This is a genomic window from Streptacidiphilus jeojiensis (assembly GCF_042510965.1).
In the GTDB taxonomy this organism is placed as follows: Bacteria; Actinomycetota; Actinomycetes; order Streptomycetales; family Streptomycetaceae; genus Streptacidiphilus; species Streptacidiphilus jeojiensis.
Window position 1 is genome coordinate 516,396 of record NZ_JBEUKS010000002.1, and the last position, 15,477, is coordinate 531,872.

Annotated in this window: 10 protein-coding genes; 7 read left to right on the top strand and 3 right to left on the bottom strand. The window is 71.8% G+C overall.

Annotated features, from left to right (window positions below; all coding sequences use genetic code 11):
- The first annotated feature begins 156 nt into the window (after positions 1–156).
- Both ABUW04_RS08165 and ABUW04_RS08170 read left to right on the top strand, forming a co-directional pair.
- Entirely contained in the window at positions 157–1,515 is a 1,359-nt protein-coding gene (locus tag ABUW04_RS08165; protein WP_037597866.1) for an ATP-binding protein, read from the top strand.
- Entirely contained in the window at positions 1,512–2,273 is a 762-nt protein-coding gene (locus ABUW04_RS08170; RefSeq protein WP_380523436.1) for a LuxR C-terminal-related transcriptional regulator, read from the top strand. Before ABUW04_RS08165 ends, ABUW04_RS08170 begins: the two co-directional genes overlap by 4 nt.
- A 151-nt stretch (positions 2,274–2,424) precedes the next feature.
- Here the strand turns inward: ABUW04_RS08170 and ABUW04_RS08175 are convergent, their stop codons facing one another.
- On the bottom strand, positions 2,425–3,453 hold the full coding sequence (locus ABUW04_RS08175) for a C40 family peptidase (protein ID WP_380563754.1): 1,029 nt from the start codon (positions 3,451–3,453) through the stop codon (positions 2,425–2,427).
- Between the two features lie 230 nt (positions 3,454–3,683).
- On the opposite strand from ABUW04_RS08175, the gene pcrA reads away from it, so the two are divergent.
- Positions 3,684–6,239, top strand: coding sequence for a DNA helicase PcrA (gene pcrA / locus ABUW04_RS08180; protein ID WP_380563755.1), 2,556 nt, complete (start codon positions 3,684–3,686; stop codon positions 6,237–6,239).
- On the opposite strand, the gene ABUW04_RS08185 is transcribed toward pcrA, so the two are convergent.
- Positions 6,215–7,789 carry an amino acid permease gene (locus ABUW04_RS08185; protein WP_380563757.1) on the bottom strand — a complete coding sequence of 525 codons (1,575 nt, stop codon included), beginning with the start codon at positions 7,787–7,789 and terminating at the stop codon, positions 6,215–6,217. The genes pcrA and ABUW04_RS08185 overlap by 25 nt on opposite strands.
- A 281-nt stretch (positions 7,790–8,070) precedes the next feature.
- On the opposite strand from ABUW04_RS08185, the gene ABUW04_RS08190 reads away from it, so the two are divergent.
- From ABUW04_RS08190 to ABUW04_RS08205, 4 genes are read left to right on the top strand one after another with little or no spacing between them, the layout of a single operon-like run.
- Positions 8,071–10,527 carry a GcvT family protein gene (locus tag ABUW04_RS08190; protein ID WP_380563758.1) on the top strand — a complete coding sequence of 819 codons (2,457 nt, stop codon included), beginning with the start codon at positions 8,071–8,073 and terminating at the stop codon, positions 10,525–10,527.
- 47 nt (positions 10,528–10,574) lie between these two features.
- A complete protein-coding gene (locus ABUW04_RS08195; RefSeq protein ID WP_380563760.1) occupies positions 10,575–11,708 on the top strand; it encodes an aromatic ring-hydroxylating oxygenase subunit alpha in 1,134 nt (377 codons plus the stop codon).
- Positions 11,705–13,387 (top strand): choline dehydrogenase, encoded by a 1,683-nt coding sequence (gene betA / locus ABUW04_RS08200; protein WP_380563761.1) that lies wholly within the window; start codon positions 11,705–11,707, stop codon positions 13,385–13,387. The genes ABUW04_RS08195 and betA overlap by 4 nt, the downstream gene beginning before the upstream one ends.
- A complete protein-coding gene (locus ABUW04_RS08205) occupies positions 13,384–14,178 on the top strand; it encodes an IclR family transcriptional regulator (protein ID WP_380563763.1) in 795 nt (264 codons plus the stop codon). Before betA ends, ABUW04_RS08205 begins: the two co-directional genes overlap by 4 nt.
- A gap of 29 nt (positions 14,179–14,207) precedes the next feature.
- Here the strand turns inward: ABUW04_RS08205 and ABUW04_RS08210 are convergent, their stop codons facing one another.
- Entirely contained in the window at positions 14,208–15,407 is a 1,200-nt protein-coding gene (locus ABUW04_RS08210) for a M23 family metallopeptidase (RefSeq protein WP_380563764.1), read from the bottom strand.
- Positions 15,408–15,477: the final 70 nt, after the last annotated feature.

Sequence of the window (15,477 nt, forward strand, 5' to 3'; positions counted from 1 at the left end):
GAGATACCCCCTCGGTAGATACCCGCAGCGCTCCGGACGTGTGACGATCGTGGTGTGGCAGCCACCGACTTCGACCCCGATCCCGCGCAGGCAGCGGCGTCCGCGCCTGCGCCCGGACCCGCTCCCGCGCCGGAGCCTGCGCCGGGACCCGCGCCGGTGCGCAAGCTGTACCGGATCCCGGACGGGCGGATGCTCGGCGGGGTGGCCAACGGGCTCGCGGCGCACCTGGGTGTCGGCCGGTTCTGGGTGCGGGTCGCCTTCGTGGTGCTGCTGCTGGGCAACGGGCTGGGGGCGCTGCTGTACGCGGCCTTCTGGTTCGCGGTGCCGATGGGGCTGCGTGCCGGTGCGGCTCCCGCGACGACCTGGCAGGTCGGCAACATCGGCCCGTACTCGCTGGAGAAGCAGCAGCGCGGGCTGCGCCGGGTCCGCCAGCTGCTGCAGCAGACCATCCAGGGCGAGCCGACCGTGGACGGGCAGAGCGCCCCCGGCGCCGGCTCGACCCGTCCGGCCACCGGGCCGGGCTCCGCGGAGGACGAGGAGCACCGCGGCCCGCTGCTGGCGCTGATCGCCGTCGTCGCCGGGCTGCTGGTGTTCCTCAACACCGTGACCAAGCAGGCGACTTCGCCCTACGTCTGGCCGATACTGCTGGCCGGCCTGGGGGTCGCCGTGGTCTGGCGGCAGGCCGACGACGCGCGCTGGGCGCGCTGGTTCTCGCTGGGCGAGAGCAAGCGCGGCTCCACGGTGCTGCGGACCCTGGCCGGGGTGCTGCTGGTCGCCGCCGGTGTGGTCGGCTTCCTGTTCGTCTCCGGGACGCTCGCCGACTTCGCCAAGGTCGCCCAGGCCGTGCTGGCGGTGCTGGCCGGGGCGCTGCTGCTGGGCGGCCCGTACCTGCTGCGGATGTGGCAGGACCTGGGCACCGAGCGCGGGGAGCGGATCAGGGCGCAGGAACGCGCCGAGGTGGCCGCCCATCTGCACGACTCGGTGCTGCACACGCTCACCCTGATCATGCGCAACGCCGAGGACCCCAAGGAGGTGACCCGGCTGGCCCGGGCCCAGGAGCGGGACCTGCGGCAGTGGCTCTACCGGCGGCCGAGCGACGCCGACGAGGCCGAGGCGGCCGCGGACACCCTGGCCGAGTGCGCCCGCAAGGTCGCCGCCGAGGTGGAGGACCTGCACGGGGTGCCGGTGGAGGTGATCGTGGTCGGCGACTGCCCGATGGACGAGAAACTGGTGGTGCAGTTGCAGGCCGCCAGGGAGGCGCTGGTCAACGCGGCCAAGTACGGTGGCGGCGAGCCGGTCTCGATGTACGCCGAGGTCGAGGGGAACACCGTCTGGGTGTTCGTCCGCGACCGCGGCCCCGGCTTCGACCTGGACTCCGTGCCGGAGGACAGGATGGGCGTGCGCGGATCGATCATCGGTCGGATGCAGCGCAACGGCGGGCACGCGCGGGTACGTCCGGCTCCCGCCGGCGGTACCGAGGTCGAACTTGAGATGGAGAGGGCGAGCGAGCAATGACGACGGGCGGGGACGAGATGGCTGCCGGGACCGGGACCGCTGGGACCGAGGGCGCCGGGGCCGAGGGCGGTCGCCGGGCACGGGTGGTGCTGGTGGACGACCACCGGATGTTCCGCACCGGCGTGCGTGCCGAGATCGGGCAGACCGAGCGCACCGGCGTGGACGTCGTCGGCGAGGCCGCCGATGTGGAGCAGGCCGTCGCGGTGGTCACCGCCACCCGGCCGGACGTGGTGCTGCTCGACGTCCACCTGCCCGGCGGCGGCGGGGTGGAGGTGCTGCGGCGCTGTGCCCCGCTGATGCCCGGCGGCACCGCGCCGGCGACCTCGCCCGAGGGCGCGGAGGCGGTGCGGTTCCTGGCGCTCTCGGTCTCCGACGCGGCCGAGGACGTCATCGGCGTGATCCGCGGCGGCGCCCGCGGCTACGTCACCAAGACCATCACCGGCACCGACCTGGTCGACGCGATCTTCCGGGTCGCCGACGGCGACGCGGTCTTCTCGCCGCGGCTGGCCGGCTTCGTCCTGGACGCCTTCGCCGCCACCGACACCCCGCCGGTGGACGAGGACCTGGACCGGCTGACCCAGCGCGAGCGCGAGGTGCTGCGGCTGATCGCCCGCGGGTACGCCTACAAGGAGATCGCCAAGCAGCTGTTCATCTCGGTGAAGACGGTGGAGAGCCATGTCTCCGCGGTGCTGCGCAAGCTGCAGTTGAGCAACCGTCACGAACTGACCCGCTGGGCGACGGCGCGACGGCTGGTCTGACTCTGTCGGGTGCGGCGTCTGCATGGCTGGGCGCGCAGTTCCCCGCGCCCCTACGGGGCTGCAACTGAACCGGCGTGGGCAAGTTGCACTATCAGGGGCGCGGGGAACTGCGCGACAAGCCACGCACGAGCCGCACCCGACAACCCTTCCGCTACCCGGGGCGGACCGCACCGCTGATGGGCATCTCGTCCACCGGCGCGTACTCCACCGACGCGCCGGGGTGCGGAGCGTGGATGATCTGGTGGTTGCCGACGTAGATGCCGACATGGCTGATGCCGGAGTAGTAGAAGACCAGGTCGCCGGGTTGGAGCTGGCTGACGGAGATCCGCTGCCCGGCGTTGATCTGCTCGTAGGTGGTCCGTGGCAGCGAGACCCCGGCGGCGGCCCAGGCGGCCTCGATCAGCCCCGAGCAGTCGAAGGCGTCCGGCCCGGCCGCACCCCAGACGTAGGGCTTGCCGAGCTGGGCCCGGGCGAAGGCGACGGCGGCCGCGGCGCGGCCGGAGACCGGGGCCGGCGGTGCCTCGGCGGCCCCGGGGGACTGCTCGGCGGCGGCCTGCTGCGCGGCGGTGAGGGTGCCGAGCAGCTGACGGGCGGCGGCCAGCTTCGCCTGGACCTGGGCCCGCGCGGCGGAGATGCGCTGCTGGGCGGCCTGGAGCCGGGCCAGCTGGGCGGCGGCGGCGGCCTGCTCCTGGTCCAGGGTGCGGCGCTGGGTCCCGTACTGGGTGAGCAGCTGCTGCTCGGAGGCGTCGAGCCGGCTGAGCGAGCCGGCCTGCTGCAGGAAGTCGTCCGGGTGGGCGCTGGTGAGCAGCTGGATCAGCGGGTCGACTCCGCCTCCCCGGTACTGCGCGGCGGCGACCGCCCCGAGCCGGGTCTGCAGCGTGGTCATCGCCGCCTGGGTACGGGCCGCGCGGTCCTGCAGCTGGGCGGTCTGCTGCTGGAGCGCCGCGGTCCTGGCGACCGCGCCGTCGTAGTCCTGGGTCGCCGCCTCGGCCTGCTGGTAGAGCTGGTCGACCTGCGACTTCACCCCCTCGGCGGTGGGCCTGGGATCGGCGTGCCCGGGGTGGGCGAACACGGTGACCGACGCGGCGGCGGCCGTGGCCAGGGTGACCGCGGTGCGGGTGGTGGCCCGGGTGGTGACGGCGGCCAGCGGGTTCGGTCTCGGTTTTCGGTGCGACGCCATGGGCCGGGACGCTAGTCCGGCGGGGACCGGCGGCGAGGGGCGGAGTTCGAGGCTGGTCGAAGTTCTGCGGAACTGATCGTTCCGATTGATGAAGTCCTGGCTGATTGGGCAGCGGATCCGCCCGTAGTTGAGCGAAACACTGATCAATCGGATCATCTGACCGCGCTCGGCGGCAGCGGTCCGCGGATAGCGGCCAGGAGTGTCGGTGCGGACGCCTAGACTCGTTGACGATGAGCAGCCTCTTTGATGACATTCCCCTGCCCGGTCTGCAGGGTTCCGCCGCGGAGCCGCCGGCCGACCATGGCGGCCATGCCGACGACGACCTCCCCTACGAGGAGGAACTGCCCGCCGACCTGTTCGCGGGCAGCTTCGACGCGCCCCCGCCGCAGCCCGAGGGGTACTACCGCGACGGCGCCCCGCGCCCGGTCGCGGACCCGGCCGCGCTGCTGGACGGGATGAACCCGCAGCAGCGCGAGGCCGTGGTGCACGCCGGGTCGCCGCTGCTCATCGTGGCCGGCGCCGGCTCCGGCAAGACCCGGGTGCTGACCCACCGCATCGCCTACCTGCTGGGGGCGCGCGGGGTGCAGCCGGGCGAGATCCTGGCGATCACCTTCACCAACAAGGCCGCCGGCGAGATGCGCGAGCGGGTGGAGGCGCTGGTCGGGCCGCGGGCCAAGGTCATGTGGGTGTCCACCTTCCACAGCGCCTGCGTCCGGATCCTGCGCCGGGAGAGCAAGAAGCTGGGCTTCACCTCCAGCTTCTCGATCTACGACTCCGCCGACTCGCAGCGGCTGATGGCGCTGGTCTGCCGGGACCTGGACCTGGACCCCAAGCAGTTCCCGCCGAAGTCCTTCACCGCCAAGGTCTCCAACCTCAAGAACGAGCTGGTCGACGAGGAGACCTACGCCGGTCAGGCCGCCAACCCGATGGAGCGCAAGCTCGCCGAGGCCTACCGGCTCTACCAGGCGCGGCTGCGCGAGGCCAACGCCCTCGACTTCGACGACATCATCATGACCACGGTGCACCTGCTGCAGGCGTTCCCGGACGTCGCCGAGTACTACCGGCGCCGCTTCCGGCACATCCTGGTGGACGAGTACCAGGACACCAACCACGCCCAGTACATGCTGGTCAGGGAGCTCTCCGGGGGTGCGGCCGGGTCCGCGCCGAAGAAGACGGTGGACGGCGAGTTCGTCAATCCGGCGGCGGCCGGGCTGGCCACGGTGCCGCCGGCCGAGCTGTGCGTGGTCGGTGACGCGGACCAGTCGATCTACGCCTTCCGCGGCGCGACCATCCGCAACATCCTCGACTTCGAGGAGGACTACCCGAGCGCCACCACCATCCTGCTGGAGCAGAACTACCGCTCCACCCAGACCATCCTCAGCGCCGCCAACGCGGTGATCGAGCGCAACACCAACCGCCGCGCCAAGAACCTGTGGACGGCCGGCGCCGACGGTGAGCTGATCACCGCCTACGTCGCCGACGACGAGCACGGCGAGGCGCAGTTCGTCGCCGACGAGGTGGACCGGCTGACCGACTCGGGCGCGGCCCGTCCGGGCGACGTCGCGGTGTTCTACCGCACCAACGCCCAGTCCCGGGTGTTCGAGGAGGTGTTCATCCGGGTCGGGCTGCCCTACAAGGTGGTCGGCGGGGTGCGCTTCTACGAGCGCCGGGAGGTCCGGGACGTGCTGGCCTACCTGCGGGTGCTGGCCAACCCCGAGGACACCGTGCCGCTGCGGCGGATCCTCAACGTCCCCAAGCGCGGGATCGGCGACCGGGCCGAGGCGATGATCGAGGCACTGGCGTCGCGCGAGCGGATCTCCTTCGCCCAGGCGCTGCTGCGCGCCGACGAGGCGTACGGAATGGCTTCGCGCTCGCTCAATGCGGTGAAGAAGTTCAACGATCTGCTGGCGAAGCTGCGCGGGGTCGTAGAGTCGGGTGCAGGACCGGCGGCGGTGCTGGAAGCCATCCTGGAGGAGACCGGCTACCTCGCCGAGCTCCAGGCGTCGACCGATCCCCAGGACGAGACCCGGGTCGAGAACCTGCAGGAACTCGCGGCCGTGGCCCTGGAGTTCGAGCAGGAGGAGGCCGCGGCGGAGCCCGCGGACCCCGAGGCGGAGCCGGTCGCGACCGGTCTCGCCGCGTTCCTGGAACGGGTGGCGCTGGTGGCGGACAGCGATCAGATCCCGGATGACGACGACGGTGAGAGCAAGGGCGTCATCACGCTGATGACGCTGCACACGGCCAAGGGGCTGGAGTTCCCGGTGGTGTTCCTGACCGGGATGGAGGACGGGATCTTCCCGCACATGCGGACCTTCGGCCAGGCGAAGGAGCTGGAGGAGGAGCGCCGACTGGCCTATGTGGGGCTGACCAGGGCGCGGGAACGGCTGTACCTGTCCCGGGCGGTGCTGCGCAGCGCCTGGGGGCAGCCCTCGTACAACCCGGCGTCGCGCTTCCTGGAGGAGATCCCGCCGGCGCTGGTGGACGAGAAGCGGTCCTCGGCGGCCGCGGTACCGTCCGCCCGCGGCTCCTTCGGGGGCAGCGGCGGGGGCAACGGCGGTGGCAGGAAGTCCTCGGCGCCCGCGGGTTGGGGCCGGAGTGCGGGGCGGATCAAGGAGCGGGCGGCGGTGTCCCTGGCCGTCGGCGACCGGGTGACGCACGACCGCTTCGGCCTTGGCACCGTCGTGGCCGTGGGCGGACCGGCGGACGATGCCAAGGCGACGATCGATTTCGGTGCGGAGGGGACCAAGCAGCTGCTGCTGCGCTACGCCCCGGTGGAGAAGCTCTGATCCTGGGGCTGGGCCGGGTCCTCGGGCTGGGCCGGCAGTTGCGGCTGTGACGCGTTGCGGCGCAGCAGGTAGAGGCCCAGCCCGACGGCCGTGATGACGGCGGTGAAGACGACGGCACCCCACTGGAAGTACCAGTGGTCGTTGCCGTAGACGGCGGCCCGGGGCCAGGCGAGGTTGACGGTCATGGCCGCGCCGTACAGCACCGCGAAGATGTTCACCGGCAGGCCCCAGCGGCCCAGGCTGAAGTGCGGGCCGTGGTTCTCGCGCGGCCACTCGCCGCGCAGCCGGCGCAGCAGCATGGGCGCGGTCACCATCAGGTAGGGGATGTAGAAGAGGATGATCGCGACCGAGGTCAGGATGTAGAACACCCGCTGGTTGCCGATGTTGACCAGCAGCAGGGCGATGGTGAGCACCCCGGTGAGCAGGGCCGGCACCATCGGGGTCTTGGAGCGCGGGGAGACCCGGGAGATGGCGGCGGACCAGGGCAGCCGTCCGTCCCTGGCCATGGAGAAGATCAGCCGGATGGCCGCGGTCTGCACGGCCAGGCAGCAGACGGTGATGGCGATGGCGGAACATACCAGGAAGGCGTCGCCGAGGCCGGTGCCCAGGGTGCTCTTGATCAGGTAGGGCATGCCCAGGGTGCCGATCTCCTTGGCGTTGATGTTGCCGACGGCCATCATGCCGACCAGCATCAGCAGGCCGCCGGCGATGAAGGCGGCGGTCAGCGCGCGCAGGATGGCGCGGGGGGCGTGCAGCCGGGGCTGCTTGGTCTCCTCGGCCAGGGCGCCCGCGGTGTCGAAGCCGTAGAAGACGTAGGCGCTCATCAGTGAGGCGACCAGGAAGGCGCCGAGGTAGCCCCAGGAGTGGCCGGCGCCGGTGCCGGCGGTGTGCAGCACCACCTGCGGGCCGCGCTTGATGTGGACGGCGAGCATGATGATCAGCAGGGTGACGCCGATGAGCTCCACGGCCACACCGAGGTTGTTGAGCTTGGCCATCAGCCGCACGCCGATGATGTTGACGATGGTGGTGAAGACGACCAGGCCGAGCGCCAGCAGGATGGCGTTCCTGGCCCCGTTGGGAGTGCTGGTGAGCCCGGCGTCGGCGGAGCCGCCGACGATCTGGAAGGCCAGCGACACCTGGGGAAGGATGATCTGGTAGGCGACCGCGACGGCGGCCGCGGTGACGATCGCTCCGATGGACATGATCCATCCGGCCATCCAGGAGGTGCCCGGGCCGGCGATCTGCTTGGACCACTGGTAGACCGAGCCCGCCAGCGGGAACTGCCCGGCCATCTCCGCGAAGCAGAGGGCGACCGCCAGTTGGCCGACGAAGACCAGCGGCCAGGTCCAGAAGACGGCGGGGCCGCCGCTGGCGAAGCCGAAGCCGAAGAGCTGGAAGACGCCGGTCATGATCGAGATGTAGCTGAAGCCGGCGGCGAAGCTGGAGAAGGAGCCGAGCGAACGCTCCAACTCCTGGCGGTAGCCGAAGCCGGCCAGGTCGTGGGTGTCCTCGGAGTGGGTGGGTGTGGGCGGCGGGCTGAGGGTGCTCATGGTCGCTCCAGGTGCGGGCGGGGGTCGGGGAACGCACGTCTGGCGGGAACGCAGCAGCAAGATTTCGTTGCGCCATGAGAGACAGTCGCCTTCATCTGCAACGAGGTGTCGCCAAGCATGGGAGCGCCTCGATGCAGCGTCAAGTACTACACGTGAACGTGGTGTTACTTGCCCGAGGTGCTCTTGACACCCCCTCGCGGTGCGAACACCCTGGTGCTCAGTTCCTCATCGTGAGTTGGGTTTCTTCATACGCAACAATTCCGGGAGGGCGGTCCTCGGCTATGACGGCACAACCCGCAGTAGTGATCATCGGAGCCGGGATCGTCGGCTGCGCGCTCAGCGACGAGTTGTCGGCGCGCGGTTGGACCGACATCACGGTGCTGGAGCAGGGCCCGCTGTTCGCCACCGGCGGTTCCACCTCGCACGCTCCGGGGCTGGTCTTCCAGACCAACGCGTCCAGGGCGATGAGCGAGTTCGCGGCTTACACCGCCCGCAAGTACGCGGCGCTGTCGCTGGACGGGCGCCCCTGCTACCGGCCACTGGGCGGCCTTGAGGTGGCCACCACGCCCGGGCGGGCGGAGGAGCTGAAACGCCGTCACGGCTGGGCCACCGCCTGGGGGATCGAGTCCCGACTGGTCGACACCGAGGAGTGCGCCCGGCTCTACCCGCTGCTGGACCGCGACCGGGTGCTGGCCGGCTTCCACACCCCCGGGGACGGGCTGGCGGACGCCGTCGCGGCGGCCGCGGCCCAGGCCCGGACGGCAAGCGGACGAGGCGTCAGATTCCTTGCGCACCACACCGTCACCGCCATGGAGCAGCACGCGGGACGGGTCAGCGCGGTGGTCACCGACCAGGGGGTGTTCCGGGCCGACATCGTGGTCTCCTGCGCCGGGTTCTGGGGTCCGCTGATCGGCCGGATGGTCGGCGCCGAACTGCCGCTGGTCCCGCTGGCGCACCAGTACGTCCGCACCACCCCGGTGCCGGCGCTCACGGCGCCCGGCGGGGCGGCCGGCGGGGTGGCCGAGGACCTGCCGATCCTGCGGCACCAGGACCAGGACCTGTACTTCCGGCGGCACGGCGACCGGATCGGCATCGGCTCCTACGCCCACCGGCCGCTCCCGGTGGACCTGGACCGGCCGCTGGGCGGGGGCGGCGGCCCCGACATGCCGTCGGCGCTGGCCTTCACCGAGGAGGACTTCGAGCCCTCCTGGCAGGAGTCCCGGCGGCTGCTCCCGGCCCTGGGTGCGGCCAAGGTCGAGGAGGGCTTCAACGGGGTGTTCTCCTTCACCTCGGACGGCTTCCCGCTGCTGGGGGAGGATCCGGCGCTGCCGGGCTTCTGGCTCGCCGAGGCGGTCTGGGTGACCCACTCCGCCGGTGCGGCGGCGGCCGTCGCCGAGCTGATGGTGGACGGGCGCTCCCGGTTCGACCTGCACGAGTGCGAGATCGGCCGGTTCGACCAGGTGCAGTTGGCGCCCTCGTACACCCGGCAGCGCGGCTGCCGGAACTTCGTCGAGGTCTACGACATCCTGCATCCGCTGCAGCCCGCCGAGCAGCCCCGCCCGCTGCGGGTCAGCCCCTTCCACGTCCGCCAGCGCGAGCTGGGCGGGTACTTCCTGGAGGCCGGCGGCTGGGAGCGGCCGCACTGGTTCGAGGCCAACGCCGGGCTGCCGGAGGTCGCCGAGGTCCCGGGCCGGGGAGAGTGGGCCTCCCGCCACTGGTCGCCGATCGCCGGGGCGGAGGCGCTGGCGACCCGGCGCCGGGTCGGGCTCTACGACATGACCCCGCTGCGGCGGCTGGAGGTGACCGGGCCCGGCGCGCTGGCCCTGCTCCAGGGCGCGACCAGCAACCAGCTCGACAAACCGGTCGGCACGGTGACCTACACCCTGCTGCTGGACGAGGGCGGCGGCGTCTGCAGCGACCTGACCGTGGCCCGGCTCGGCGAGCAGCACTTCCAGGTCGGCGCCAACACCCCGCTCGACCTGATCCGGCTGCAGCGGCTGCTGCCCGAGGACGGCAGCGTGCAGCTGCGCGACAGCACGGCCGGCACCTGCTGCGTCGGCGTCTGGGGCCCGCTGGCCAGGGAACTGGTCCAGCCGCTCACCACGGCCGACTTCTCGCACCGGGGCTTCGGCTACTTCAAGGCCCGCCGGGCCTGGATCGGCGAGGTCCCGGTCACCGCGCTGCGGGTCTCCTACGTGGGCGAGCTGGGCTGGGAGCTCTACACCGACGCCGACTGCGGCCTGCGGCTGTGGGACACCCTGTGGCAGGCCGGGCAGCCGCTCGGCGCGGTCGCCGCCGGGCGCAGCGCCTTCAACAGCCTGCGGCTGGAGAAGGGCTACCGCTCCTGGGGCGCGGACCTCACCGCCGAGCACCACCCCTACCAGGCGGGACTGGGCTTCGCGGTCCGGCTCGACAAGGGCCCCTTCACCGGCCGCGAGGCGCTGCTGCGGCTGAAGGACGCCCCGCCCGAACGGCAGCTGTGCTGCCTGGTCCTCGACGACCCGTCAGCGGTGGTGCTGGGCAAGGAACCGGTGTACGCCGACGGCGCGCCGGCGGGCTACGTCACCAGCGCGGCGTACGGGTACAGCGTCGGCGCCTCGATCGCCTACGCCTGGTTGCCGGCCTCCTCGGCCGCGCCCGGCAGCCGGGTCGAGATCGAGTACTTCGGCGAACGGCTGCCGGCCCGGGTGGCCGCGGAGCCGCTGTTCGACCCGCGGATGGAGGCCATCCGGTGCTGAGGCCATCCGGTGCCGAGCAGGGCGTCCCCACCGAACGGAAGGCAGGCATGACCGTCACCGAGCACCCCGCCAGTCTGCTGCCCACCCTGCCCGGGGCGGCGTACACCGACCCCGGGGTGTTCGCCCGGGAGCAGCGGCTGATCCTGGAACGGATGTGGTTCTGCGCGGTCCGCGCCGCGGACCTGGGATCCCCCGGCGCCTTCCGCACGGTCCAGGTCGGCCGGGAGAGCGTACTGCTGACCCGGGACGCGACCGGTGCGGTACGGGCCTTCCTCAACCTCTGCCGGCACCGCGGCGCACTGGTCTGCACCGAGGAGTCCGGCCAGGTCAAGCGGGCCTTCCGGTGCCCGTACCACGCCTGGACCTACGGCCTGGACGGCAGGCTGACGGCCGCGCCCAACCTGGTCCGGATGCCCGACGTGGACCGCACCGCCTACGGGCTGCTCCCGGTCCGGGTGCGGGAGTGGCTCGGCTACGTCTGGGTGTGCCTGGCCGACGACCCGCCCTCCTTCGAGGAGCAGGTCGTCGGCGCGGCGACCGAGCGGCTCGGCGACGCCGGGGCCATCGGCCACTACCAGGTCGAGGAGCTGGCCGTCGGGCGACGGATCCGCTACGACGTGAAGGCCAACTGGAAACTCATCGTCGAGAACTTCATGGAGTGCTACCACTGCGCCACCATCCACCCCGAACTCACCCAGGTGCTGCCGGAGTTCAGCAACGGCTACGCGGCCCAGTCCTATGTCGGCCACGGCGCCGAGTTCTCCGGCGCGGCGCAGGGGTTCACCGTCGACGGCAGCCCGGGCGCGGACCGGATACCCGGCGTCTCGCCGGAGCAGGACCGGCGCTACTACGCGATCACGGTGAAGCCGCAGGTCTTCGTCAACCTGGTGCCCGACCACGTGATCGTGCACCGGATGTACCCGCTGGCCGTGGACCGGACCGTGGTGGAGTGCGACTGGCTGTTCCTGCCCGAGGTGGTGGAGTCGGGACGGGACCTGTCGCTGTCGGTGGAGCTGTTCCACCGCGTCAACGTCCAGGACTTCGACGCCTGCGAGCGCTGCCAGCCGGGGATGGCCTCGCGCGGCTACGCGCGCGGCGGGGTCCTGGTGCCCAGCGAGCACCACATCGGGGAGTTCCACGCCTGGGTCAACGCCGCACTCGCCGAGGAGGAAGCGCGATGAGTTCCTACGACTTCGTGATCGTGGGCGGGGGTTCGGCCGGTTGCGCCCTGGCGGCCCGGCTGAGCGCGGACCCGGCCAACCGGGTGCTGGTACTGGAGGCGGGCCGTCCTGACTACCCGTGGGACGTCTTCATCCACATGCCGGCTGCGCTGACCTTCCCCATCGGCAGCCGCTTCTACGACTGGAAGTACGAGTCCGAGCCCGAGCCGTTCATGAACGGGCGCCGGATCTACCACGCCCGCGGCAAGGTGCTCGGCGGCTCCAGCAGCATCAACGGCATGATCTTCCAGCGCGGCAACCCGCTGGACTACGAGCGCTGGGCCGCCGACCCCGGGATGGAGGACTGGGACTACGCCCACTGCCTGCCGTACTTCCAGCGGATGGAGAACTGCCTGGCCGACGACGGCACCGACGGCGGGTTCCGCGGCCACGACGGACCGCTGGTGCTGGAGCGCGGACCGGCAACCAACCCGCTGTTCGGGGCCTTCTTCGAGGCGGTCCAGCAGGCCGGCTACCCGCTCACCGACGATGTCAACGGCTACCGGCAGGAGGGCTTCGCGGCCTTCGACCGCAATCTGCACCGGGGCCGCCGGCTCAGCGCGGCCCGGGCCTACCTGCACCCGGTGCTGAACCGGCCCAACCTGGAGGTCAGGACGCGTGCCCTGGTCACCAGGGTGCTGTTCGAGGGCAAGCGGGCCGCCGGCGTCGAGTACCGGCAGGGCCGCGGCGGTGCGGCCCGACAGGTGCGCGCCGGGCGGGTGGTGCTCTGCGGCGGTGCGATCAACTCGCCGCAACTGCTGCAGCTGTCGGGCGTCGGCAACACGGACGAGCTGGCGAAGCTGGGCGTCGACCCGGTGCACCACCTGCCGGGGGTCGGCGAGAACCTCCAGGACCACCTGGAGGTCTACGTCCAGCACGCCTGCACCCAGCCGGTGTCGGTGCAGCCCGCCCTGAAGCTGTGGCGACGGCCCTTCATCGGCGCCGAATGGCTGTTCCTGCGCAAGGGACCGGGCGCCACCAACCACTTCGAGGGCGGCGGCTTCGTCCGGGGCAACGACCGGGTCGACTACCCCAACCTGATGTTCCACTTCCTGCCGATCGCGGTGCGCTACGACGGCTCTGCCCCGGCCGGCGGCCACGGCTACCAGGTGCACATCGGCCCGATGTACTCGGACGCCCGGGGCTCGGTCCGGATCGTCTCCACGGACCCCCGGGTGCACCCGGCGCTGCGCTTCAACTACCTCTCCACCGAACAGGACCGGCGCGAGTGGGTGGAGGCGATCCGGGTCACCCGCAGCATCCTCGGTCAGGACGCCTTCGCCCCGTTCAGCGGCGGCGAGATATCCCCCGGCCCGGCGGTGGAGACCGACGAGCAGATCCTGGACTGGGTGGCCCGCGACGGCGAGACCGCCCTGCACCCCTCCTGCACCTGCCGGATGGGGACCGACGAGATGTCGGTGGTGCACCCGGACACCATGGCCGTGCACGGCCTGGAGGGGCTGCACGTGGTGGACGCCTCGGCGATGCGCTACGTCACCAACGGCAACATCTACGCCCCGGTGATGATGCTCGCCGAGAAGTCCGCGGACCTGCTGCTGGGCAACACCCCGCTGGAGCCGCAGCGGATCCCCTTCTACCGGCACCGGGAGGCCACCGAAGGGAATACCGTTGCGCCATGAGCAACAACACGTCGGTCACTGCACCAGCTTCCTCCCCGGTGCAGTCGGTCGACCGGGCGGTCAGCATCCTGGAACTCGTCGCCCGCCGCGGTGAGGCCGGGGTGACCGAGATGGCGGCCGAGCTGGGCGTGCACAAGTCCACCGCCTTCCGGCTGGCCGCGGCCCTGGAGCAGCGCGGGCTGCTGGAACAGCCGGGGGACCGGGGCAAGTACCGGCTCGGCCTCGGGCTGGTCCGGCTGGCCGGTGCGGCGACGGTGCGGTTCGACCTGTCCCAGCAGAGCCGCCCGGCCTGCGAACGGCTGGCCGCACAGGTCTCGGAGACCATCAACCTGGCCATCCTGGACGGCGACGCGGCCGTCAACATCGACCAGGTGCTCGGTCCCTCGGCGGTCACCACCCACAACTGGGTCGGACAGCGGACGCCGCTGCACGCCACCTCCAGCGGCAAGGTGATGCTGGCCCATCTGCCGGAGGCCGCGCTCCAGGAGCGGCTCGCCCCGGGGCTCGACCGCTTCACCCCGGGCACGGTCACCGACCCGCGGCTGCTCCGCACCCAGCTGCGCACCGCACTGGAGGCCGGATTCGCCTACTGCGTGGAGGAGTTGGAGACCGGACTGAACGCCGTCGCCGCGCCGGTGCTGGCCCAGGACGGACAGCTGATCGCCGCGATCAGCGCCTCGGGCCCGTCCTACCGGTTGACCGAGGAACGGATCCCGGAGGTCGCGGCAGCCGTGAAGGCGGCGGCCGCGGAGGCGTCGGCCCGGCTCGGCTTCCTGCCGATCCGCCGCTGACGCGGCGTGAGCTGAGGGCTGAGGGTTCGTCAGCGCGGGTCGAGGCCGTGGGCGAGCAGCCAGGGCAGCGGGTCTATCGCCGCGCCGCCGTCCGGGTGCACCTCGAAGTGCAGGTGCGGTCCGGTGGAGTTGCCGGTGTCGCCCGAGTAGGCGATCACGTCGCCGGCCTTCACCGAACCGCTGCGCACCTTGTAGGCGCTGAGGTGGCAGTACCAGGTCTGGGTGCCGTCGGGGGCGGTCAGTATCAGCATGTTGCCGTAGTAGGCGTTCCACTTGGTGCTGACCGTGCCGTCGGTCACCGCGTGCACGCTGGTGCCGGTGCTCACCGGGAAGTCGATTCCGGTGTGCAGGGACATCCAGTGCGTGCCGGCCTGGCCGAACAGCGCGCTGAGGCCGACGTGCTGGGTGATCGGCAGCACGACCTTGGGGGTCTCGGCGGCCTTCTTCTTGGCCGCCGCGGTACGCAGCGCCAGGGCCTGCCTGGCCTGGTCCCGGCTGGCCTGCTCGGCCGAGGCCTTGGCCTCCTGCGCGGCGAGCGCCTGCGCCTTCTGGTCGGCCGCGGTGAGCGTCGAGTTGGCGTCGCTGGCGGTGGCGTTGGAGTGGCCGGAGGCGCTGCTTCCCGGTGCGAGGGTGGCCGCCGCGGCCCCGGCGATGCCGAGAACGGCCACCGAGGGGACGGCGATGGTCAGGACGGCTGAGCGGCGCCGGCTGGTGCGCTTCTGCGCCGCGCGGGCCGCCGCACGGCCACCGGGACGTGCCTCCGGCGGGGCGGCGAGGGGCTGCTCCGGCAGCTCGGGGTCGTCGTCCAGGTCATCCAGGTCGTCCAGCGGCTGCGGGTCCTCCAGCAGGTCCTCCGGCTCCTCCTGGTACGGGGAGGGCTCCTCGGCGACCGCGTAGTCCGGGTAGTCGGCCTGGTCCGGATAGGGCTGATGGTGCTGGAGGTAGGCCAGGTCCTGCGGAGTCAGCTCGTCGAGGACGGCCGTCATGGTGCTGGTCGCCTGGTACGCGGGGTACTCGTAGCCGACCTCGTACGGCTGTGCGTACTGCTGCTGTTCGTACGGCGGCTGGTACTGCTGCTGGGCGTACTGCTGGGGGTAGGGCTCGGGTTCGGGGGTCCAGTAGTACTGCTGCGGTGGCTGCTGTTCGTAGTAGTACTGCGGTTGCGGCGACTGCGGGTAGTAGTACTCCTGTTGCTGCGTGTGGTCGTACCAGCCGGTGTCGGCGGTCATGCACGCCCCCCGCTCGGCGCACGATGCGGAGCGTCGTCGTCCACCACAGCAGTCCCAATCCTCGAACCGA

What these genes read in the sequence shown, in the direction of transcription:
- ABUW04_RS08170 (WP_380523436.1), top strand. Translation starts at nt 1,512, where the DNA reads ATGACGACGGGCGGGGACGAGATGGCTGCCGGGACCGGGACCGCTGGG.
- ABUW04_RS08175 (WP_380563754.1), bottom strand. Translation starts at nt 3,453, where the DNA reads ATGGCGTCGCACCGAAAACCGAGACCGAACCCGCTGGCCGCCGTCACC.
- pcrA (WP_380563755.1), top strand. Translation starts at nt 3,684, where the DNA reads ATGAGCAGCCTCTTTGATGACATTCCCCTGCCCGGTCTGCAGGGTTCC.
- ABUW04_RS08185 (WP_380563757.1), bottom strand. Translation starts at nt 7,789, where the DNA reads ATGAGCACCCTCAGCCCGCCGCCCACACCCACCCACTCCGAGGACACC.
- ABUW04_RS08190 (WP_380563758.1), top strand. Translation starts at nt 8,071, where the DNA reads ATGACGGCACAACCCGCAGTAGTGATCATCGGAGCCGGGATCGTCGGC.
- ABUW04_RS08195 (WP_380563760.1), top strand. Translation starts at nt 10,575, where the DNA reads ATGACCGTCACCGAGCACCCCGCCAGTCTGCTGCCCACCCTGCCCGGG.
- betA (WP_380563761.1), top strand. Translation starts at nt 11,705, where the DNA reads ATGAGTTCCTACGACTTCGTGATCGTGGGCGGGGGTTCGGCCGGTTGC.
- ABUW04_RS08205 (WP_380563763.1), top strand. Translation starts at nt 13,384, where the DNA reads ATGAGCAACAACACGTCGGTCACTGCACCAGCTTCCTCCCCGGTGCAG.
- ABUW04_RS08210 (WP_380563764.1), bottom strand. Translation starts at nt 15,407, where the DNA reads ATGACCGCCGACACCGGCTGGTACGACCACACGCAGCAACAGGAGTAC.